The organism is Gordonia sp. GONU, from assembly GCF_024733855.1.
Classification (GTDB): Bacteria; Actinomycetota; Actinomycetes; order Mycobacteriales; family Mycobacteriaceae; genus Gordonia; species Gordonia amicalis.
Genome location: NZ_JANRHB010000054.1, coordinates 1 through 20,301, shown reverse-complemented (window position 1 = coordinate 20,301; position 20,301 = coordinate 1). Strand labels below are relative to the sequence as shown.

Here is a 20,301-nt window from a genome sequence, read left to right as displayed (position 1 = left end):
CCTGGCCCACCCGCAACGCTTCCGGCGCCCACCCCGGGCCCCGGAAATCCCGACCACCGTCGGGATCAACCACAGAAGAACAACCAACCAGCCCCTGTCTCAGACAGGTTGAGAAATTCCGGTCGGCGTGGTGGGTTTGCGGAAAAGGGGTGGATCTGCGGAAGGTTCAGCGGACGACAGCCGGGTCGGCGCAGCTGTCCGGAACGTCGACCAGTGAGCACGGCACCGGCATCCGCGTCGGCCGGTAATCGGCAGGCACTCCCCCGGACCGCGTGATCTCCCGGTAAGCGGCGACGCCGTCGGTGGGACGCCGTGTCAGCGACGGGTCTCGTCGGACGTCGACGGTGTACAGACCGAAGCGCGAGTCGAAATCGCCCCACTCGTAGTTGTCGGTGAGACTCCAGTAGTTGTAGGACTTCACGGCGATGCCGTCCTGCTTGGCCCGCTGCAGCCAGAACACCGTGTCACGTAGGTGGTCCGAACGTCGATAACCGTCGGGGCGTCGGCCGGCCGGATCGGTGGCCAGCCCGTTCTCGATCACCCGGATCGGCTTGCCCGGGAACTGCCGCGCCACGTGACGGAGCACGTAATAGATGCTCTCGGGCGCCTGTGAACTCTTCCAGAACTCGCCGAGTGCGCCGTAGGCCACCGACGCATCGGTGACCGAGAACGAGTAGTAGTGGTCGACGCCGACGAAGTCCAGGGTGTCGCGCATCCGTTGCGGGAAGATCGATTCCAGCCACGGCTGGAGTCCGGCGATCGGATAGTAGGCGAAGTTCGACGACACCTCCGCGCCTGGCTGGACCCGATGGATGTGCCGGTAGACGGCCCGATGCGCCGCGACGATCCCATCGGCCATCCGGCCCAGGTTCTGCGGCGAGACCCCGCCGTACTGGAGTTCGCGCCGAACGTACTCGGTCGGTTCGTTGAACGTGATCCACAGCGGGTCGGCCCAGGCATACCGGTCGACGACCCGGGAGGCGAACGCCACCATGTCGTCGGTCATTCCGGGGCGATTCCACCCGCCGAGATCCACCGCCCAGCCAGGATGCACCCAGTGGTTGAGCGTGATCATCGGTCGCATGCCGGCGTCGACGACTTTGCGGATCACTCTGTCATAGAACGCCCAGCCCGCCGGATCATCGTGTCCACGTGTCGGTTCCACCCGCGACCACTCGACCGACGTGCGGTAGATCCCGACACCGAGCGACGCCGCCCGGTCGATGTCCTCGGCGTGACGATGGTAGAAGTCGACGGCGTTGCCGACCGGATCCTCGACCTTGCCCTGCTTTCCGTACCGCAGCCAGTTCGAGTCCCGGTTGTATCCCTCGGACTGGAAGCCGGATTGGGCGACGCCGAAGTCGAAGTCCGGACCGAGCGGCGGAACCGCGGCTCGCGCCGGCGAGGAGAAACCGACGGGCAGCAACAGCACTGCGGCAAGCGCGATCACGAGCACGGCGGACACCCGCGGTCGACGCCGAGCGCCGGGACGGAAGGGTTCGTGCACGACGGTCAGAACGGGCTACCCGTGAACGGTGCGACCCGTTCGCACGGCACGCGTCGAGGGTGCTCGGGATCGAGCGCGTTCAGCACGAAGTACGCCGTTCGCCGCGACCCCGCCATACCTGCGTGCTCGGTGTAGTCGACCGAACAGCCTTCCTGCACAACGATGTTGTGGACATTCGATCCGCCCGGCGGAAGCCCGTACCAGTACGGCACCACCAGTTCGTCGTTGCGCGTGGCGATGTTGGTGTACTCGATGCCCGGCAGGTAGTAGCCGCCCTCGGCGATCCTGCGCAGGAACGCGGCACCGGGGTCGAGGTCGAAACACGCCTGGCACAGGGGAACCTGCTCGGGCCGAACACCGAGACCGCGTACGAACGGGCCGATGGCATCGGCGCCGGCGACGGTCGTCCCCCGCCAGACGGGTGCCAGCGAGACGTACTTGTCGATGTGGTCTTCGCCACCGAGATATTTGGCGTAGTACGCCGGTACCACGGTCCCCTGGGAATGTCCGACGATGTCGACCTTCGACGCTCCGGTGGCGCGACGCACCTTGGCGACGAAGCCGCCCAGTTCGCGTGCACTCTCGGACATCAGGCCCATCCCGCCGATCGCACTGATCGGCCACGGGGCACCCTTGATCGCGCCATAGGTGGGCGTGAAGACGCAGTATCCCTCGTTCTTCAGCAGCGGGACATAGGTTCCCCAGTTGGTCTGCTGCGATCCGCCCGTCCCGTGCACGAGGATGACCGGGTTGGGGTGCCGTGCCGACGGCTTGCAGTTCCAGTCGTTAGCACCGGGCAGCGAACCGCCCGGGTCGGTGAGTTCACCGGGGATTCCGGAGAGGAAGTTGTACGTGACCGGCAATGTGTCTGCTCGCGCGGGCGCGGCGGTGGCGACCAACACCCCGGCCAGCGCCGCCACGACCAGCCCCAACAGCAGCTTCGAGGATCTCATCGCTGTAGAAACTAACAAACCCCTGCCCACCTGGTCGGGCGTTTACCCAGACCCGTTGCCGGACTCCCGATCAACGGGAACCGACTGGCCGGAACGCGCCGATCTCGAAGATCACCGCCTCCGCGCCCAATGGCCGGGTGAGGACGTCCACACCGTGGCACGATGAGAGGTCTACGGGAAGCCATACGGTCATGCGCCTAGGACCAGATGAGGATCACGCAGACATGACGAGCACATACGACGGCCAGGTCGCACTGATCACCGGCGCGGCCCGCGGCCAGGGCCGCAGCCACGCGGTCGCCTTCGCCGAACGTGGGGCCGACGTCGTCCTCTGCGACCGCTGCGAGGACAGCCCCGCGGTCGGCTATCCGCTGGCCACCGAGGCCGATCTCGCCGAGACCGCGCGTCTGGTCGCCGCCACCGGCCGCAGATGCATCTCCGTCCGGGCCGACACCGCCGACCGAGCCGCGATGGATGCGCTGGTCGCACAGGCGCATTCGGAGTTCGGCCGCATCGACATCGCGGTCGCCAACGCGGGCGTGTCGGTCGCGGCACCCGTGCAGTCGATGACCTCCGGCCAGTGGGCGGAGGTCATCTCCTCCAATCTGACCGGCGTCTTCAACACGGTCGGCGCGGTGGCGGGCGGGATGATCGAACGCAACTACGGACGGATCGTCACCATCTCGTCGATGCTCGGCCGGGCCGGTAACACCAACATGGCGGGGTATGCGGCATCCAAATGGGGTGTCATCGGTTTCACCAAGAGCGCGGCCCTCGACCTCGCCGGTCACGGCATCACCGTCAACGCCATTGCGCCCGGAAACATCTCGACGCCGATGATCCACAACGAGGCGCTGTACTCGATGATGCGCCCCGACCTGCAATCCCCCACGATCGACGACGTCGCACCCGTCTTCGAAACTCTCCATGCACAACCGGTCCCCTGGCTGGAGGCCGCGGAGATCACCCGGGTCGTGCTGTTCCTGACCGAGCCGGACAATGCTCACATCAGCGGTGCGGTGATCCCGGTCGACGCCGGAAACGCCGCGCGCGTCACCGGCTGACGCGCATCTCCGGTCACGGTCGCCGAGGCGTCATGCGTCCAGAAGAGGTCACGGCGTGTTTTCCTCGTCGCGATGGCGGAAGTCGCGCACGGTCGCGACGGCCGACGCGAGGACGAGAACGAAGCCGGTCACCAACAGTGTCACCGCGACGTAGTGCATGACGCTCTCGTAGTGACCGAGGTCGAATTGCTCGGCCACGATTCGGAATCCGACCACGACGAGCCAGGCGAGGAACGCCATCGTGAGAGTCCGACGCTGAAAGACCGCACTGCGACGCCGATGCTCGTGCTCGGCGAGATCGTCGATGGCGGCGAGGACGATTCCGCTCATCCGCGTGTGTGCCGGCGTCTCGGGCGACAGCTTGGCCAGGATGTCGACCTTCTGGGACAGCTTCTGGTGCCGGTCGTTGGCGTCGAGTCGCGCGATGACCGCTCCGATCATCGCGACCAGCAGCGTCCCGGCGAAGGTGAGCATCGCGGCGGTCATAGGCGGAAACCTACAGCGACCCGGGCTCGGACGGCGGCCGAAACCGCAGCACTCCCCTGCCACGGCGGACCGCTGCATCTCGGGTTGCGGAGACCGGAAAGCGCCCTCCACGCGATGAACGACGACGATAGGTCGCGTTCGGATGTGCCCGAGTTCGAACCTCAGGGATCAGGACGTGGACAGCGACCGGCGAGCGAGCTCCAGAATCCGCTCCGCACGACGGTATTCCAGCGAATGCAGCTGACTGTCCGGGGACACGGTGTTGCTCGCCTGACGCAGCAGGATCGCTGCCAGGGACGACACGGTTCGCGGTGGGATGACCAGCAGGGTCACCTCGATCCCCTTCGCGGTCAAAGTCATCAACGGCGGCGTCGCGGGCGAGTCGGGCGAATCCAGGCCGGGGTATCGGCGGAAGCTCTGCCAGTTGACGTCGATACCGGTCACCTCGCCGATCTGTGGTCGCGCGGCGGCGAGGACGCCGGGCAACTCGTCGGCGAGCTGGACCGTGTACGGGTACCAGGCGCCGCCGATCGCCACTGACGGATCGACGCCGAACCGGACTCGAGGCGGACCGAGGAGCGGCGGGGCGCTCATCGACGCACCGCCACGACCGGAGCGATGAAGCAACGGGACTGAGGACTCACATTTCCCACCTGACATGTTCACCAGACGGAAAACGGTCTGTCTGACACCGGAGACGCCGACAGCGGCCTGTCGGATGTTCGATCCGGATGTCTTCGACATTACCCCGGCCGTGCTCCGAGCCGTCGACCGGCGCGGACATCGGATCGACGGCGCCCAAACGACGGCGCCGAAACGACAGCGAGGGCCCCGGCGTGCGCCGGAGCCCTCGGACTCTGTGGAGCTAAGGGGAATCGAACCCCTGACCTACTCGATGCGAACGAGTCGCGCTACCAACTGCGCCATAGCCCCGGAGGGTCGCATTGCGACCAGCCGGGACCCACTTTAGCAGCCCCACCGCGCGGGATCCCAAACGCCTGGATCCATGGCTAGGCTGGGTCGGTGCCTCAGATGTCTGATCAGCAGTTGGCCGGTGTTCTCAGCAATGTCGTGGGGGTGATCAACCCGGTCCTCGACGTGCTCGCCGAACGGGACCCGCTCGACCTCAAGGAACACACCTTCCACGACGACGACCACCCGGATTCCCGCCTCCAGCAGGCCCGGCACGCCGCGGCGAAGCTCCTCGACGTCGCCGACTGGCCCGGCACCAAGGGCTGGGGCGACCGGTCGATGCACAAGCGCGCGAGCTGGTGGGTGACCCGCATCGGCACGCTCAACACCGGTGCGGTCGCCTTCCCCGGCGTCTTCGGCGTCTGGGCGAAGCGCCTGCCGGTCACGCCTTACCTGGGGTTCGCCAACCAGGCGATGGTGCTCGTCGCGATCGCCCGCGAGTACGGGGTCACCGAGCGCGGTCGCCAGGTCGCGCTCCTGGCGTCGGTGCTGTGCGGACGGGACATCTCCGCACCTGAAGTCAACCCGGAATCCGGAGCCGCACTCCCCACCGACCCGGACGAGCGCAAGAAGTCGCTGTTCCGCGGTATCTGGGACGCCGCGAAGCTGCTCCGAGCGGTCGACGACGAGTTCGAGAAGCGTCCCCAGCCGCTGGTGCTGTTCCGGATGCTCGGGTACATCCCGGTGATCGGCGCACCGGCGACCTATGTCGGTGAGCGGTTCGCCCTCTCGACGGCCGCCAGACGCGGCCGGGCCTGGCTGGAGTCGCACGGCAGGGCGTCGCTGACCAAAGGCAGCTGAAAGGTCAGCCGACCCGGCGGTACTCCACGTCCTCGCGGTCCATGCGGCGACGCTGGAACGGGGGCAGGTGATCGAAGACGGGGTCCTCGTCGTCGATCTCGAGAACCACTGCGCCACCGGGACGTCGCAGGCGCGGGGGCGGCGGTGCGGCGGCGAACTCGGGCACCGCGGCGGCGCGTCGACGACGCTCCTCCTCAGCGCGCTGCGCACGCTTGGCACGGGCGAGCCGCTGGGCCCGGATCTGTTGCTCCACCTTCACGGCCCGGCGCAGGTATGCGAGGTAGCCGACCAGCATCAGCCCGATCACACCGGTGGCGACCCAACCGGTCGTTCCGATGAGGAATCCGGACACCACTGCCAGGACTAGCAGCGCGAACAGGCCGAGCGTGACCCGCTGGCGCTCGCGATACTTCAGCTCGCGTTCCTTCTCCGAGGAGTAGACGCTGCGGCGACCCCGCCCGGACTGTGCGGTGTGCGCAGCCGGACGCTCGTCCTCCAGCTCGTCGACGACCGATTCCGGCTCGTCCTCGGTGTGCCGGGACGCACGGGCGTAGTCGTCGTATTCGTCCTCGTCGAGATCGTCGGCCGCGTCCTCGTACTCGGCGGCGTCGTACTCGGTGTCCTCGTACTCAGCGCTCTCTTCGTAGTCGGACTCGTCGTCGTACTCGTACTCGGCGTCCTCCGAATCGTCCTCGTACTCGGCCTCTTCGGAATCCTCGTACTCGGCTTCGTCGTCTGTGTCGTCGGCCTCGACGTCGTCGGCGGCGTCGGTCAGATCGTCGTCGGCGTCATCGGTGGCCTCGACCGTCGGCTTCTCGACCTCGACGTCCCCGACGCGCTGGACCTTCGTCGTGTCGACGGCATCCTCGGCCTGGGTGTCATCCTCGGTCTGGATGTCGTCCTCGGTCTCGTCGACAACGGCGGTGGCGGTCGCGGCCGTCTTACGCGTCGACTTCCAGGACGGGTCGTGCGGATGGCGAGCCGACGAGCGGCGTCGCGCGGTCGACGGTGCCGTCGCTCGCGCTCCACCACGGTGGAGCAGTCGCGTCTTCTTCGCGGCCTCAGTGGACTTGAGGATCTGGGGACGACCCTTGATCACCATGGGGACCAGCACGAAGAGCCAGACCGCGACGAGACAAACCCACAATACGGAGTTGGGCATGCGACTCTCCCTTCATTCACTCTGGTCACACGAGGCCACTCCACAATCTAGGGCCCGAAAGTCCCAGTTCCACGCCGACGCGCCGTAGCGCGGTCATGTCGACGCGGATTCACACGTCAATCTCAGCAACCGACGTGCGGTCGCCCCATGCGGCGCAGCATCACTCAGCGCGAAACCGCGCAGCATCACTCAGCACGGAACCGCGCGTCGACCGCGACGTCGATCTCGATGTCGTCGGCCCGCAGTTCCAGACTCGGCGCCGAACCTGCGACGGCGGCACCCATCAATCGCGCACGCGGCGACGGGACGTGGTCGACCATGTCGGGGTCGGACAGGAGTGTCGGTGTCACCGGTCCGCGGCCCACGGCGTCGGAGTAGGCCTGCGCCTTGGCAATTGCGTCCTCGACCGCCTCGCGGCGCAGTTCACGTTCGTGTGCGCGACGGCTGGCCTCGTGCACGTCCCAACGGACGCCGTCGATCGTCACCCCCTCCTCGCCCGACCAGGTGTCGATGAACTCTGACAGCTTCTCGAAGTCGCCGAACTCGGCATCGAGGCGAATACGGGTGTGGTACATCGGTTCCCGTGACTCGCCCTCGTTGGTGTAGGGCCGGTACGAGTACACCCGTACCGATTCGGCGGTCCACCGGTTGACCGCGCCGGCCGCTTCGAGTTCGCCGAGGGCGTCGGTGATCCTGGAATGCAGCGTCACCGCAGACTCGTACACCGCAGACTTCACCGGGCCTTCGAGATGGACGGCGATGTCGATGACGCCACGTTCTGGGGCGTAGCGGCCGCGTGCGTTGCCGCGAACCACGATTTCCAGCTCGCTCACGACGCGTGCCTTTCTACTGGAAGGACGCCCGGCCCGAACGGACCAGCGCCTCGGCCGCGGAGCCGACGACCTCCTCGGCCGTCAACGCGAACAACATGTGGTCGCGCCAGCGCTTGTTGACGTCCATGTACCGGACCAGCAGGCCCTCCTGCCGAAAACCGATGTTCTTCAACACCTTCTGCGAGGCGTCGTTGGCCGGCTGCACGGTCGCGTCGAGCCGGTGCAGGCCGACCGGACCGAAGCAGTGATCCACGCCCAGAGCGACAGCTGCCGTCGCGATGCCCTTCCCGGAGTGCGTGTCGTCGACCCAGTAGCCGATCCACGCGCTGCGCACGGCTCCGCGCTGAATGTTGCCGACGGTCAGCTGCCCCACGTATTGGCCGTCGAGTTCGATCACGAACGGCAGGATCGTGCCGCGCTTGGCCTCGGATTTCAGCACCGCGAACAACGGCGGCCACGAAGCGGGCTGATGCCGGTCGGCCCAGCTTCCGACGCCGGTCGGCTCCCAGGGCAACAACGAATTCTGATTACGGATGCGCAGTTCGCTCCAGGTCTTGCCGTCCCGCATCTTCACCGGGCGCAGCGTGACCGTTCCGCCCCTGGTGCGCAGCGGTCCCAGGGACGCCGGCCAGCCCGGACTCCCCTCACCGCCACTCAACCACCTGAACACGAGATGACAGTTTAGGCGCAATCACAGGCTCCCCCCGCATGAGACCTGCGTCTCGCGGAGAGTCGCGCTCCGCGGTCAGCCGCGCTGGGCGAGGAAGGCGACCTCGACCTCGTCGCCGGTGCTCATCTCTTCGACGTCGGGGTCGACCATGATGAGGCAGTTCGCCTCGGCGAGTTCGGCCAGCAGATGCGACGAGCCGGTCGGCGACGCGCCGAGCACCTGAACCAGGTAGTCCCCGGTCCGCTCGTCCCGCATGAGCTGTCCGCGGAGGTACCCTTTGCGGCCGCGCACCGACGCGATCGGTCCGATGGTGCGGGCCTTGATGACCCGGCGCATCGGCTGCCGCTTGCCCAGCGCGATACGGATCAGCGGCCGCACCATCACCTCGAAGGTCACCAGCGCGCTCACCGGATTCGCCGGTAGCAGGAAGGTCGGCACCTCGTCGCGACCGAGCCGGCCGAAGCCCTGCACCGATCCCGGATGCATGGCCACCCGGACGATCTCGAGCTCACCGAGATCGGCGAGGGCGTCGGCGATGGCCTTCGACGCACTACCGCCGACCGCGCCGCAGATCACCACGATCTCGGAGCGGATGAGCTGCGCCTCGACCACCTCTCGCATGCGGGAGGCGTCGCGCTCGGCGATGCCGACCCGATTGACGTCGGCGCCGGCGTCGCGCGCCGCAGCGGCGAGCGCATAGCTGTTGACGTCGTAGATCTGCCCCGGGCCGGGAGTGCGATCGATGTCGACGAGCTCACTGCCGACCGAGATCACCGACAGCCGCGGGCGCGGGTGGACCATCACGCGCGACTGCCCCACCGCAGCCAGCAGACCCACCTGGGCGGGACCGATGATCGCGCCGGCACGGACCGCGACGTCACCGGGCTGGACGTCGTCCCCGACCCTTCGGACATAGTTGCCGCTCTCGACGCCGTGCCCGATCTTCACCTTCTGGTCGCCGCCGTCGGTCCAGCGCAGCGGCACGACCGCGTCCGCGAGAGTCGGCATCGGCGCACCGGTCTCGACCCGGACGGCCTGTCGCGGCTGCAGCCGAGTGGGGGTCCGCGACCCCGGACCCACCTCCCCGACCACGGGCAGCGAGACGATCATCGGTTCGCCTGCCTCGAGGTCGACGAGTTCGGCGCCGTTCGCATCGAAATCCTCGAGATCCTCCGGCGCGACGACACCGGCGAGCGCCACATCGACCGCACGCACCGCGTAACCGTCGATGGCGGCCTGGTCGAAACCCGGCATCGGATGCTCGGTGACCACTTCCTCCGCGCACATCAGACCCTGCGCCTCGGAGATCGCGACGCGCACCGGCCGCGGTGCCACCGCGGCGGCGGTCACGAGCGTCAGATGATCTTCGACGGACCGCATCTCACCGCTCTTCCCGCACTGCTCGATACAACACAGGGAAACGGTATCGGGCGGGCGCGCCGGAACGGTCGAGGCGCGCGGAGGTCGCTGGCGATCAGCTCTCGGCCAGTCGCTTCTCCAGCCACTCACGCAGATCAGGCCCGTAATCGTCACGGTCGAGCGCGAAGTCGACCGCTGCCTTGAGGTAGCCACCCGGGTTGCCCAGGTCGTGGCGGGTGCCGCGGTGCACGACGACGTGCACCGGTTCGCCCTCTTCGATGAGCAGCGCGATCGCGTCGGTGAGCTGGAGTTCACCACCGGCACCCGGCTTGATCCGGCGCAGCGCGTCGAAGATCTTGCGGTCGAGGATGTAGCGTCCAGCGGCCGCGAGGTTCGACGGTGCGTCCTGCGGCTCGGGCTTCTCGACCATGCCCTTGAGCTTCATCACATTGGGATTGTTCGCATCCGGCAGCGGCTCGACGTCGAAGACGCCGTATGCGCTGATGCGGTCCTCGGGAACCTCGATCGCGCACAGTACCGAACCACCCCGGCGCTGACGGGTACGTGCCATGACCTCCAGCACTCCACCGGGCAGGACGAGGTCGTCCGGCAACAGGACCGCGATGGCGTCCTCGTCGTCGTCGAGGAGGTTCTCGACGCAACCGACCGCATGACCGAGACCCAGAGGCTTCTCCTGGATCACCGAGGCGACCTCGAGGAGGTTCGGGGCCTTGCGGACCTTGGCGAGCATGGCCTCCTTGCCGCGCTTGGCGAGGGTGTTCTCCAGCACGAGGTCCTTGACGAAGTGGGCGACCACCCCGTCCTTGCCCGGGGAGGTGATGATCAGGAGCCGTTCGGCGCCGGCGGACTTGGCCTCCTCGGCGACCAGCTCGATGCCCGGGGTGTCGACCACCGGCAGCAACTCCTTGGGCACCGTCTTGGTGGCGGGAAGGAACCGCGTCCCCAGCCCGGCAGCCGGGACCACCGCGGTACGCGGGATCGGCGGAGTGTTGGGTACCGCCTCGTACTCACTGAAGCCTTCTTTGGACGCAGTCATGAATCCACCCTAGGACAGGTGTCCCCGGCCGGCCGGACGGACGGCAGTGACCCGGACCTCACCCGGATCGAGACCGTGGTCGGATACAGTTCGGTCGTCGGCGAGCCACCACGGGATGAAGGACGGACGCGTCGTGCGAACCCTGAAGGACCAACGGCGCGAGGAAGCCGCGAAACGCCGGTCGGCCATACCGAAGGCCGCGCGCGAGCGGGCTGCGGCAGACCTCGCCGAGTGGATACACACCTGCCCGTTCCGGCTCGAGTACGACGTCACGGTGGCCGCGTATGTGCCGGTCGGCGACGAGCCGGGATCGACGGCGATGCTCGACGCACTGCTCGATCGCGGCGTCACGGTGCTGCTCCCGGTGGTTCCCGCCGGCGATCCGGCACCGCTCGACTGGGCGCGATACACCGGTCCGGGATCGTTGTCGCCGGGGAGATGGGGCCTACTCGAACCCACCAACGACCGCCTCGGTGTCGCCGCGATCCGCGCGGCGTCGGTGATCCTGATCCCCGCCCTGTCCGTCGACAAGACCGGCGTCCGCCTCGGCCGAGGTGCCGGATACTACGACCGCACGCTCGTGGGGCTGTCCGCAGAACTCGTCGCGGTGGTCTACGACGAGGAGCTCGTCGACTCCCTGCCGGCCGGCGACCACGATGTGGCCGTGGGCTGGGCGCTGACCCCCGGCGGCGGGTTCCAGGAACTCGGCTGAGACGACAGAACCCGGGCGGTGCGTCCGTCGCGTGACGGGTGAGCTCCTGCCCAGGTTCTGGTCTGAAGTTGTGCGCCCCGCGTGTCAGGCGGGCGTGGCGGCCTTGCTGTCGCTCTTGGTGGCGCTGCTCGAGCTCGACGAATCCGACGAGGTCGAGGAACTGCCGGACGTGGAACTGCTCGACGACGAACTGTCCGACGACGAGGAAGACGCGGCGTCCGAGGAGGACGAACCCGACCGCGAGTCGGTGCGGTAGAAGCCGCTCCCCTTGAACACGATGCCGACCGAGTTGAACAGCTTGCGCAGGCGACCTGTGCACTGCGGGCATTCGGTCAACGAATCGTCGGAGAACGACTGGACGATGTCGAACTTGTTGTCGCACTCCGTGCAGGCATACGAGTAGGTGGGCACCTGAACCTCCGAAAGTCAGTAAACGCTGACAAGTGTAACCGATTTTGGCACTCCCACATTCCGAGTGCTAACGCGGGTCCACCCAGCCCGCCCGGCGACCCCTCCCGACGTCTATCCGCCGATCACATCGCGGTTGACGTCGGGGATGTTGTCGCGGTTCATGTCGGCGTCGCGCGCCTGGCGGGCATCCCAGCGCAACAGGACCGCGGCGAGCACCGCGGAGATGAGCGAACCGGCCAGGATGGCCGCCTTGGCAGCCGCGGCGTGGTCGTCGGAACCGCCCTCGAAGCTGAGTTCGGCGATGAGAAGCGCCACGGTGAAGCCGACGCCGGTGAGCATGCCGATCGGCAGCAGGTCCCGGATTCCGATGGCGTCGGGCAGCCGTAGCGGCGTGAACCTCGTCATCAGCCACGTCGATCCGAGGACGCCGACGAGTTTGCCGGCCACGAGTCCGAGCACGATGCCGATCGACACGGGCTGCACGATCGAGCCCTCACCGCCGATCACCGTCACGCCGGCGGCGGCGAAGGCGAAGACCGGGAGCGCGATCGCCGCGGAGTAGGGACGGACCGCCTCGTCGAGCCGTTCGGTACGCGGGATCTTCTCGCCGTGGATGGCGACCGCGGGCACGGCGAAGCCGAGCAGCACACCCGCGACGGTGGCGTGCACGCCGGACGCGTGCATGAGGCCCCAGGCGACGAGGCCGACCGGGATGAGGAGCGGCCAGAGCTGCCACGACCGGCGCACCAGCACGGCGAACACCGCGACCACCGCGATCGCGCCGCCGAGCATGACGAAGTCGATCTCGTCGGTGTAGAAGGTCGCGATCACGACGATGCCGAGCAGGTCGTCGACGACGGCCAGCGTGAGCAGGAACGTCCGCAACGGCAGTGGGAGGCCGCGACCGAAGATCGCGAGGACGGCGAGCGCGAAGGCGATGTCGGTGGCCGTCGGGATGGCCCATCCCCGAAGTCCCTCGGGGTCCCCCGCCGCGACGACGACCACGTAACAGAGCGCGGGCGTGACCATCCCGCCCACGGCGGCCGCGATCGGCACCCCGGCGAGCTTCAGGTCGCGGAGGCTGCCGGCGACGAACTCGTGTTTGAGCTCCACACCGACCACGAAGAAGAAGATCGCCAGCAGTCCGTCGGACGCCCAGTGCGCCAGCGAGAGATGCAGATGCAGGGCTTCGGGACCGATCTCGGTGTGCAGCAGCGACGTGTAGCTCTCCCGCCACGGCGAATTGGCCCATACGACTGCGATGGCCGCCGTGATGAGCAACAGCACGCCGCTGGTGGTGTCGAGAGCGGCCCACTGCCGCAGTCGGTCGCGTGTCATGGAACTCCTCTGTCCGCGGGGCACACGTACACGTGCCCTCTTCACGCCACCCTTCACCGGGCGACGGCCGACCAGACTTCCCGGCACACCATGGTTTGTTTCCGACGTCACCCTAGCGGAGGCCCGACCCGGCGGTCGCTTGTGCACAGCACGACGCCGGACTCCACGACTGTCCACAACGAGTCCGCGGCACCGTTTCCCGGGTGGTCGACGCCTATCGTCCAGCCATGCCACTGACTCGGATGTCGTTGCCGCGCGAGCGGCTCGGCCCACGCCTGGGCGACCGGCTTGCTCACGCAGTGCGTCCCGGATGGACGCGCAGTCTCGCGGTCCGACGACTGGTCGCGGTAGCGCTGATCGTCGCGGCCGCCGTCGTCGCAGTGGTCGGGGCCCGCGCCGACGGGGAGTTCGAGGTGCTCGTCGCGGCACACGATCTGGTACCCGGCCAGATGGTCGACGCCGGTGATCTCACCCCTCGGCTCGTCATGGGGAGCACGGTCCCCGCCGGGGCGATCTCCGATGCCGCACTCGCGACCGGCCGAACCGTCACCGGTCGCGTACGGACCGGGGAGATACTCACCGACACCCGGCTGTTGTCCTCGCGTCTGCCGGCCGAGCTGACCGGGGTCGACGACGCCCGTCTCGTACCGGTCCGGTTGTCCGACGAGGCGGTCACCTCGTTACTCCGACCCGGGGATGTGGTTGACGTCCTGACCGATTCGGCCGATGTCCTCGCACGACGCGCCGTCGTGGCGATGCACACCGGTCAGTCCTCCTCAGGCGGGATCACCTCCGGCCGGAACTCGGTCGCACCGGTGCTCCTGGCTATGGATGCCGCAGCTGCCCATCGCGTCGCCGCCGCGGGTCTGGAGTCTTCGCTCGCGGTCGTCCTGCACTGAACCCGCGACACTCCGGACGATTCAAGGCAAATGGATCGTCCGGTTCACGATCGTGGATAGGGTAGTACGAGTTCGCACAGCAAATGTCGGATTTGCACCGACCGACACCGAATCGCCGGAAACAAGAGCGGGATAACCAAGGAGAGGCCGCACACCGTGCTCAAGGGATTCAAGGACTTCATACTCAAGGGCAACGTCGTCGAGCTGGCTACCGCAGTCATCGTCGGTGCGGCCTTCACCGCCATCGTGACCGCGTTCACCGACGGCATCGTCCAGCCGATCATCAACTCGATCCCGATCGGTACCGACGCCGCACAGGGACTCGGCTTCCAGATCACCGACAACGCCTCGACATTCGTCGACCTCGGCAGCGTGATCACCGCCATCATCAACTTCCTGATCATCGCGGCGGTGGTGTACTTCATCATCATCCTGCCCTACAACAGGCTCGCGGAACTGGGCGGCTTCGGCAAGAAGTCCGAGGTCACCGAGGTAGCTCTGCTCACCGAGATCCGCGACCTGCTCGATCCGGAGGGAACGTCGAGGGCCAAGGCCGAGGCGGAGAGCGATCTGCCGCCGCATCTGGCCGAACCGTCCGCGCCTGCCGGTGATGCCTACGCGCCCCAGTCGGGCCCCCTCGCACCGTACGAGTCGCCGTCCGGCGCCGGTACCACGCAACGGATTTCGACTCCCCCGTCGTCGGGTCAGCCGTTCCAGCACGGACCGTCTCAGTCGGGACCGCAGTCGTCGCCGCTGTTCAACTCGCCGCAGGGTCAGCCCGCCGGCCCGGGAGGCCAGCCCTATCCGACGCCGCAGCCGGCTCCGGGCACCTACCCACCGCCCGGCAACTACCCGCCGCCCGGCAACTACCCGCCCCCCGGCTCCCAGTACCCCGGTGAGCAGCCGTACCCGGGCGAGCAGTACCCAGGTGAGCAGTACCCGGGCGAGCAGTTTCCGGGTGAACAGTTCCCCGGTGACGGTCCGGACGCGCCGGGACGCCACTCGCGCTGAGAGTTTCGCCCTTTTTCGGCCCTCGCCCACCAGGCGGGGGCCGAAGTCGTCGGCGGGCACCGGCAGCAAGTACCGGAAGGCAGACGACATCGGAATGATCTCACTGGAGAGTTCGGGTCGTATTAGGTCTGCGTTCGCACGAAAGTCGCTCTCTGATCTCCGATTGTCGTAATGTCATTCTCGCGGATATCGGACGCCTGAATGGCAGGTTCCGCCCGCAGGATAGTTAAACGTCGACGAAGGAGATGACATGGCAGACATCATCGAAGGTGCGATCACCGCAGCAATCGTCGAACTGGTGACGGGTTCGGTCGAGTCGGGTTCGGAGAGCCTTTCCGAGTAGGTCGGGGATCTACTTCACAATCGCTCCGTAGCCCAGGCTACGGAGCGATTTGTGTACTTATGCACCCTCGGCCACTCTCCCAGCGGCGGTATCCTCACCGTCGACGCCGAGGCTCGGCTACTTCCCGCGATTACTACTCCGCACACCAGGCAGCATGCGACGGCGGGAGGACCCGACCGCACCTGCGGTCGCGCACATCAAAGATCTAGTCGTTGGCACCACACCGTCGGACCGTCGGTCAGCGCAAACTCACCGCAGACCCGCGCATTCCACTTACGGGCATACAGTTCCCTCAATTCAGGTTCGCTGCTGCTTGCGGTGAGCGTGAGCCCAGCCCTCCGCCCCTCCTCGACGATGGGTTCCACGAGTGCCGACAACGTTCCGTTCCTCCGATAGGAAGGGTGAACCAGAGCGAAGATCACACGGAGATCACCCCCCGGCACCGCAGCTTCCGAAGTCTTTGTCTTCAGTTCGGCGAATCGTTGCGCGAACCCGTTAATCGTCTGAATGTAGTGCCGCGTACGTGCTTTCAGATCATCGTCAGCGCGGCCAGGTTCGCTTGCATCTCTGGCGACAGCAATCAGAGCGATTAGGTCCGTCTCGTTGAAGACCCCCTGCAGCCCGCTCAGGTATTCGACGAACAAGATCTCGCCGTACCAACGAAAAGCACCGTCGGAGGCGCCGTCGCCCAGCAGCCAGCGGTAAATCGGAACCTCACGCAACCCGTTCTGCAGAAGATCCAAGGCAGCATCCCGGTCGGATGCCAGCAGCGGCCGGACAGTCAAGCCACTTGCATTCAGGCGGTGCATCACGCCCTCAATATCAGCACACCGGTGACCTCGTCGGCGAGTGGCCCCTAGCTGTGCCGCGAGGTCCAAGGCGTGACTTCTAGATAATTCACCAGGAGTTCAAGTTTCTCTGACCAGGACAGCCGTGAATGGGTGCGGTAATGTCTGCCCCGTTGCGGTCCTCGGAGCCGGAACATCAAGCTCGACAAAGACCTTTTAGGAGATCCCATGGCTGACGCAATCGGCATCGAATACATCGACTTTCAGATCGAGGAAGTCCTCGCCGGCTTCGGTTCCACAGACGACGCCAAGTAACAGCACCTGCCGAGGTCGAGACCGCAACCGATTTGTATGATTGCGCACGTCACGACCGTGCCATGCGCGGTCAATCACGCGGCCACGACCTCGTCCTACTCGATTTTCAGAACCACCCATCATAAGGAGTAACGAATGGCCGAAATCGCTGGCGTGACACTGCAACAGATCATCGACGAGCTGAAGGCCGGCTCGAGCGAGCCTGAACCCAACTAGACCAGCCGCCGACGTCGCGGATTCCGCAGGGACACCGCGAAACCCATCGAGGCACCACACAGAAACAAGGAGATCGACATGGCAACTGGAATCGAATTCAACATCAGCGAGATCCTCACCGCGCTGTCTTCCGGCTCTAAGGAATCCGAGACGGACTGAGTCTGAGCTCACCGATTTCGCAACCGCCCCTCGCGTCCCTGGACGTGGGGGGCGGTTCGACGTTGCACCACTGAGGGATTCAGAAACCCTGCAACCACACCGAGGATCCGTGCAGCCCTGCGAGATACGGTCGCCCAGATCGCCGCGCATGCCGACCAACGAAAGCCGATGGGCTGCTGACGGCGCTCATCGAAATTCCCCAGTGATGCTCATCTGAATTCCCCACCCGTGTGGCTCCGCCAGAGTAGGCGGGCCTCCCGTGATGCTGATGGTCTCTGACCACTCACCAGCAACCTCGGGAGGCCCGCTTTCATGTTGACACGGGAGAACGATGTGGAAGTACATGCACTGCACAACCGGGGGTGGACGATCTCGGCGATCGCCCGCCACACCGGCCACGATAGAAAGACGATCCGGGCCTACCTCAACGGTGAGCGCACCCCGGGCCAGCGCAAGAGGCCGGCGGTTGATCCGTTCGACCCCTACCTCGACTATGTCCGGGCCCGACTCGACGAGGACCCGCATCTGTGGTCACGCACGTTGTGCGATGAACTCGAGGACCTCGGCTACACCCAGTCGTATCAGACCCTGACCCGCCAGATCCGGACTCGCGGTCTGCGACCGAAGTGTGCGGACTGCGCGCAGGTCACCGAACGGGCGAATGCGATCATCGAACACCCGCCGGGTGAAGAGACACAATGGGATTGGGTGGAGTTGCCGAATCCTCCAGCGCAGTGGGGTTGGGGTTCGACCGCATTCCTGCTGGTCGGGTCACTGTCGCATTCGGGGCGGTGGCGTGGCTATCTGGCACCGGATATGACCCGCCCGCAGGTGATCGCCGGTATCGACCGCATCACCCGCCGCTTGGGTGGGGTCACCAAGTCGTGGCGGTTCGACCGGATGGCCACGGTGTGTCACCCGGCAACCGGCGCGTTGACCGCCGAGTTCGCCGGCGTCGCCAAGCATTACGGCGTCTCGGTGGCCGTGTGCCCACCCCGGCGCGGGAACCGCAAGGGTGTGGTGGAGAAGTCCAATCACATTGCCGCGCAACGCTGGTGGCGCACACTTCCTGACGAGCTGACCGTCGAGCAAGCCCAGACCAGTTGCGACACGTTCTGCCGGACCCGCTCGGATGTTCGGGTGCGCCGAACCAAAGATGGGCGCTCGAACGTGGCCACCATCGCCAAACGCGAACCCCTGAGCGCCCCGCCAGCAGCTCCGTACCCGACGACGGTCACCGAGGTGCGGAAAGTGTCTCGCCAGGCGCTGGCGGCATGGAAGGGCAACCAGTACTCGGTGCCCCCGGAGTTGGCGATGAGCGACGTGCACGTCAGTGAGCGTCTCGGTGACGGGCATATCGACATCGCCACCGACTCGGGCATCGTGATCGCCCGCCACCGCCTGGCCACTGCCGGCTCGGGAGCCCAAGTGCGTGACCACGGCCATGTCGTCGCCTTGGACACCCTGGCCCAGGCCGGCGCCTCATCGAGTCGCCGACCGCATCGCCGCAAGGAACGCATCCCACCCGGCCAGACCGCCCGACAAGCTGCAGAAGCGCTGCGCCGCGCAACCGCCCACCCCGCCACACCGACCGAGGCGTCGGTGATCGATCTGAGCGTGTACGAACGCGCCGCACAGAACAGGACCCAACTCCCATGACCAACAAGACCGACGAAACCACCACCACCTCCAATCCGAACAGTGATGCACCGCAGTCACAATCGGCGGTCTCGGTGTATCAGCAGCTACGTGGGCATCTCGCCGCACTCAAACTCGACTCCGCCGCGCAAGCCCTACCGCAGGTGCTGCAGACCGCCGCCGAGCAGGAGTGGACGATGACCTACACCCTCGAGCACCTCCTCGGCATCGAGGTCGATGCCACCGAGGCCCGCCGCCTGGCCGGGCGGCTGCGGTTCGCCTGCCTGCCCACCCCCGCCACCCTGGACGGGTTTGACTACGACGCCGCCCCCGGAGTCGACCGAGCATTGATCCGCGAACTGGGCACTTGCGCCTACCTCGAATCGGCCACCAACGTGCTGCTCATCGGACCGCCCGGCACCGGCAAAACCCACCTCGCCGTCGGGCTGGCGCATGCCGCGGTGCACGCCGGCTACCGCACGTATGTGACCACCGCCGCGGATCTGGCCGCCCGCTGCCACAAAGCCGCCATCGAGGGCCGCTGGGCCACCTGCATGCGATTCTTCGCCGGTCCCACCCTGCTGGTGATCGACGAACTCGGATACCTGCCGCTACCGGCCGAAGCCGCGTCAGCGCTGTTTCAAGTTGTGGCACAACGATATTTGAAGACAAGCATCGTGATCACCACCAACCGGTCAGTCGCCGAATGGGGTGAAGTCCTCGGCGACACCACCGTCGCCGCCGCCATGCTCGACCGACTGCTACACCGCTCCGTCGTGCTCAAACTCGACGGCGATTCCTACCGGCTACGCGACCACCACGCCCGCACCCAAAACCAGCGCACCGCCACCGCACCAACCCGACGGACGCTACAGTAGGAGCCGCCCACGGGTGGGGAATTTCAGTGAGCACACCTGGGGAAGTTTCTTGAGCCCCGTCACTGCAAGGGATGGCGCGGTCCAAGACGCGAGAGACCTCCCGCAGCAAGGGAGTCGAGGCACCGCGGCCGCCGACCACGATGCGCACCAGCCTCGCCCTCGACGCCTTGGACATGGGGTTGTGGGGCGCGTTCGCAGGCCGGTCAGGGTGTGGTGGCCGAGCTGATTCACCACTCCGACCGTATCCTGCAGTATCGAGCGATTCGCTGTATTCCGAACGCCTCAGCGACGCTGAGACGGTGACTTCTGTTGGCTCCAAGGGTGATTCGTACGACAACGCGACGGCCGGTACAAAGTTCCCGTTCACGTGCGCTCGTACAGCACCCGACCGGGTGCTGTTCGAAGGGTGTACGGGCTCCGTGCCCGGTCTTCTGAGGGGTTCGACTCGCTGTTCAAGGCTAGTGTATTCGCAACCCGGTGATGCGGCCGAGAGGCGGTGTCAGCGAGGTCGGACACGTCCCACCCTTCGAGTACGAAGCCGCTACTGGTCGACTCTCACGGTCCCCAGCTACCGTGAACCCGGTCCCGGCAGTCGCTGCAGCCAACTAAACAAGCCTCCAGCCAACCAAGGGGCGGTTCACACCCCCAAGCCCACCTACCCTCGACACTCCCACACGCCAGACAACGCCGCGGGGCGGGAATCCAGTAAGGATTACCGCCCCGCGGTGC

The 20,301-nt window shown here is 66.6% G+C and carries 19 protein-coding genes and 1 tRNA gene; 7 read left to right on the top strand and 13 right to left on the bottom strand.

Annotated features, from left to right (window positions below; translation table 11 throughout):
- Positions 1 to 166: 166 nt before the first annotated feature.
- A complete protein-coding gene (locus tag NWF34_RS24590) occupies positions 167 to 1,456 on the bottom strand; it encodes a family 1 glycosylhydrolase (protein ID WP_258326358.1) in 1,290 nt (429 codons plus the stop codon).
- Between the two features lie 56 nt (positions 1,457 to 1,512).
- Entirely contained in the window at positions 1,513 to 2,460 is a 948-nt protein-coding gene (locus NWF34_RS24585) for a triacylglycerol lipase (RefSeq protein ID WP_258326356.1), read from the bottom strand.
- Between the two features lie 224 nt (positions 2,461 to 2,684).
- Here NWF34_RS24585 and NWF34_RS24580 point away from each other — a divergent pair, with 224 nt between their 5' ends.
- Positions 2,685 to 3,524, top strand: coding sequence for a mycofactocin-coupled SDR family oxidoreductase (locus NWF34_RS24580; protein ID WP_258326355.1), 840 nt, complete (start codon positions 2,685 to 2,687; stop codon positions 3,522 to 3,524).
- 48 nt (positions 3,525 to 3,572) lie between these two features.
- On the opposite strand, the gene NWF34_RS24575 is transcribed toward NWF34_RS24580, so the two are convergent.
- From NWF34_RS24575 to NWF34_RS24565, 3 genes are all read right to left on the bottom strand, one after another.
- Positions 3,573 to 4,010: a hypothetical protein gene (locus NWF34_RS24575; RefSeq protein WP_258326354.1), complete on the bottom strand. Its 438-nt coding sequence runs from the start codon at positions 4,008 to 4,010 to the stop codon at positions 3,573 to 3,575.
- 168 nt (positions 4,011 to 4,178) lie between these two features.
- Complete coding sequence (locus NWF34_RS24570) at positions 4,179 to 4,604, bottom strand: DUF5994 family protein (protein WP_024500018.1); 426 nt, start codon at positions 4,602 to 4,604, stop codon at positions 4,179 to 4,181.
- A gap of 266 nt (positions 4,605 to 4,870) precedes the next feature.
- Positions 4,871 to 4,943: transfer RNA gene (locus tag NWF34_RS24565), tRNA-Ala, on the bottom strand.
- Positions 4,944 to 5,033: 90 nt separating this feature from the next.
- Here NWF34_RS24565 and NWF34_RS24560 point away from each other — a divergent pair.
- Positions 5,034 to 5,783 carry a hypothetical protein gene (locus tag NWF34_RS24560; RefSeq protein ID WP_258326353.1) on the top strand — a complete coding sequence of 250 codons (750 nt, stop codon included), beginning with the start codon at positions 5,034 to 5,036 and terminating at the stop codon, positions 5,781 to 5,783.
- Between the two features lie 4 nt (positions 5,784 to 5,787).
- On the opposite strand, the gene glpR is transcribed toward NWF34_RS24560, so the two are convergent.
- From glpR to NWF34_RS24535, 5 genes are all read right to left on the bottom strand, one after another.
- Positions 5,788 to 6,945 carry a gephyrin-like molybdotransferase receptor GlpR gene (glpR, locus tag NWF34_RS24555; protein WP_258326352.1) on the bottom strand — a complete coding sequence of 386 codons (1,158 nt, stop codon included), beginning with the start codon at positions 6,943 to 6,945 and terminating at the stop codon, positions 5,788 to 5,790.
- A gap of 185 nt (positions 6,946 to 7,130) precedes the next feature.
- A complete protein-coding gene (locus tag NWF34_RS24550) occupies positions 7,131 to 7,778 on the bottom strand; it encodes an SIMPL domain-containing protein (protein WP_258326351.1) in 648 nt (215 codons plus the stop codon).
- 13 nt (positions 7,779 to 7,791) lie between these two features.
- Positions 7,792 to 8,448 carry a GNAT family N-acetyltransferase gene (locus NWF34_RS24545; protein WP_258326350.1) on the bottom strand — a complete coding sequence of 219 codons (657 nt, stop codon included), beginning with the start codon at positions 8,446 to 8,448 and terminating at the stop codon, positions 7,792 to 7,794.
- Between the two features lie 75 nt (positions 8,449 to 8,523).
- Entirely contained in the window at positions 8,524 to 9,828 is a 1,305-nt protein-coding gene (glp, locus tag NWF34_RS24540) for a gephyrin-like molybdotransferase Glp (RefSeq protein WP_024500013.1), read from the bottom strand.
- A 94-nt stretch (positions 9,829 to 9,922) separates the two neighbouring features.
- Positions 9,923 to 10,864, bottom strand: a complete 942-nt coding sequence (locus NWF34_RS24535; RefSeq protein ID WP_258326349.1) for a UTP--glucose-1-phosphate uridylyltransferase — start codon at positions 10,862 to 10,864, stop codon at positions 9,923 to 9,925.
- A gap of 133 nt (positions 10,865 to 10,997) precedes the next feature.
- On the opposite strand from NWF34_RS24535, the gene NWF34_RS24530 reads away from it, so the two are divergent.
- Positions 10,998 to 11,576 carry a 5-formyltetrahydrofolate cyclo-ligase gene (locus NWF34_RS24530; RefSeq protein WP_258326348.1) on the top strand — a complete coding sequence of 193 codons (579 nt, stop codon included), beginning with the start codon at positions 10,998 to 11,000 and terminating at the stop codon, positions 11,574 to 11,576.
- A gap of 84 nt (positions 11,577 to 11,660) precedes the next feature.
- Here NWF34_RS24530 and NWF34_RS24525 read toward each other — a convergent pair whose 3' ends face one another.
- Positions 11,661 to 11,987, bottom strand: a complete 327-nt coding sequence (locus NWF34_RS24525) for an FmdB family zinc ribbon protein (RefSeq protein WP_081474318.1) — start codon at positions 11,985 to 11,987, stop codon at positions 11,661 to 11,663.
- A 111-nt stretch (positions 11,988 to 12,098) separates the two neighbouring features.
- On the bottom strand, positions 12,099 to 13,325 hold the full coding sequence (nhaA, locus tag NWF34_RS24520) for a Na+/H+ antiporter NhaA (RefSeq protein ID WP_258326347.1): 1,227 nt from the start codon (positions 13,323 to 13,325) through the stop codon (positions 12,099 to 12,101).
- 227 nt (positions 13,326 to 13,552) lie between these two features.
- Between nhaA and NWF34_RS24515 the strand changes: the two genes are divergently transcribed.
- Both NWF34_RS24515 and mscL read left to right on the top strand, forming a co-directional pair.
- Positions 13,553 to 14,224 (top strand): SAF domain-containing protein, encoded by a 672-nt coding sequence (locus tag NWF34_RS24515; RefSeq protein WP_375295707.1) that lies wholly within the window; start codon positions 13,553 to 13,555, stop codon positions 14,222 to 14,224.
- Positions 14,225 to 14,380: 156 nt separating this feature from the next.
- On the top strand, positions 14,381 to 15,235 hold the full coding sequence (mscL, locus tag NWF34_RS24510) for a large conductance mechanosensitive channel protein MscL (RefSeq protein ID WP_258326346.1): 855 nt from the start codon (positions 14,381 to 14,383) through the stop codon (positions 15,233 to 15,235).
- 540 nt (positions 15,236 to 15,775) lie between these two features.
- On the opposite strand, the gene NWF34_RS24505 is transcribed toward mscL, so the two are convergent.
- On the bottom strand, positions 15,776 to 16,387 hold the full coding sequence (locus tag NWF34_RS24505) for a hypothetical protein (protein WP_191834985.1): 612 nt from the start codon (positions 16,385 to 16,387) through the stop codon (positions 15,776 to 15,778).
- Between the two features lie 981 nt (positions 16,388 to 17,368).
- On the opposite strand from NWF34_RS24505, the gene NWF34_RS24500 reads away from it, so the two are divergent.
- Both NWF34_RS24500 and istB read left to right on the top strand, forming a co-directional pair.
- Positions 17,369 to 18,715 (top strand): DDE-type integrase/transposase/recombinase, encoded by a 1,347-nt coding sequence (locus NWF34_RS24500; protein WP_191834414.1) that lies wholly within the window; start codon positions 17,369 to 17,371, stop codon positions 18,713 to 18,715.
- Positions 18,712 to 19,572, top strand: coding sequence for an IS21-like element helper ATPase IstB (gene istB, locus NWF34_RS24495; protein ID WP_024498619.1), 861 nt, complete (start codon positions 18,712 to 18,714; stop codon positions 19,570 to 19,572). The genes NWF34_RS24500 and istB overlap by 4 nt, the downstream gene beginning before the upstream one ends.
- Positions 19,573 to 20,301: the final 729 nt, after the last annotated feature.

Coding starts and splice junctions, on each gene's coding strand:
- NWF34_RS24585 (WP_258326356.1), bottom strand. CDS start 2,460: ATGAGATCCTCGAAGCTGCTGTTGGGGCTGGTCGTGGCGGCGCTGGCC.
- istB (WP_024498619.1), top strand. CDS start 18,712: ATGACCAACAAGACCGACGAAACCACCACCACCTCCAATCCGAACAGT.
- glp (WP_024500013.1), bottom strand. CDS start 9,828: ATGCGGTCCGTCGAAGATCATCTGACGCTCGTGACCGCCGCCGCGGTG.
- NWF34_RS24575 (WP_258326354.1), bottom strand. CDS start 4,010: ATGACCGCCGCGATGCTCACCTTCGCCGGGACGCTGCTGGTCGCGATG.
- NWF34_RS24515 (WP_375295707.1), top strand. CDS start 13,553: ATGCCACTGACTCGGATGTCGTTGCCGCGCGAGCGGCTCGGCCCACGC.
- NWF34_RS24535 (WP_258326349.1), bottom strand. CDS start 10,864: ATGACTGCGTCCAAAGAAGGCTTCAGTGAGTACGAGGCGGTACCCAAC.
- NWF34_RS24500 (WP_191834414.1), top strand. CDS start 17,369: ATGTTGACACGGGAGAACGATGTGGAAGTACATGCACTGCACAACCGG.
- nhaA (WP_258326347.1), bottom strand. CDS start 13,325: ATGACACGCGACCGACTGCGGCAGTGGGCCGCTCTCGACACCACCAGC.
- NWF34_RS24570 (WP_024500018.1), bottom strand. CDS start 4,604: ATGAGCGCCCCGCCGCTCCTCGGTCCGCCTCGAGTCCGGTTCGGCGTC.
- NWF34_RS24505 (WP_191834985.1), bottom strand. CDS start 16,387: ATGCACCGCCTGAATGCAAGTGGCTTGACTGTCCGGCCGCTGCTGGCA.
- NWF34_RS24580 (WP_258326355.1), top strand. CDS start 2,685: ATGACGAGCACATACGACGGCCAGGTCGCACTGATCACCGGCGCGGCC.
- glpR (WP_258326352.1), bottom strand. CDS start 6,945: ATGCCCAACTCCGTATTGTGGGTTTGTCTCGTCGCGGTCTGGCTCTTC.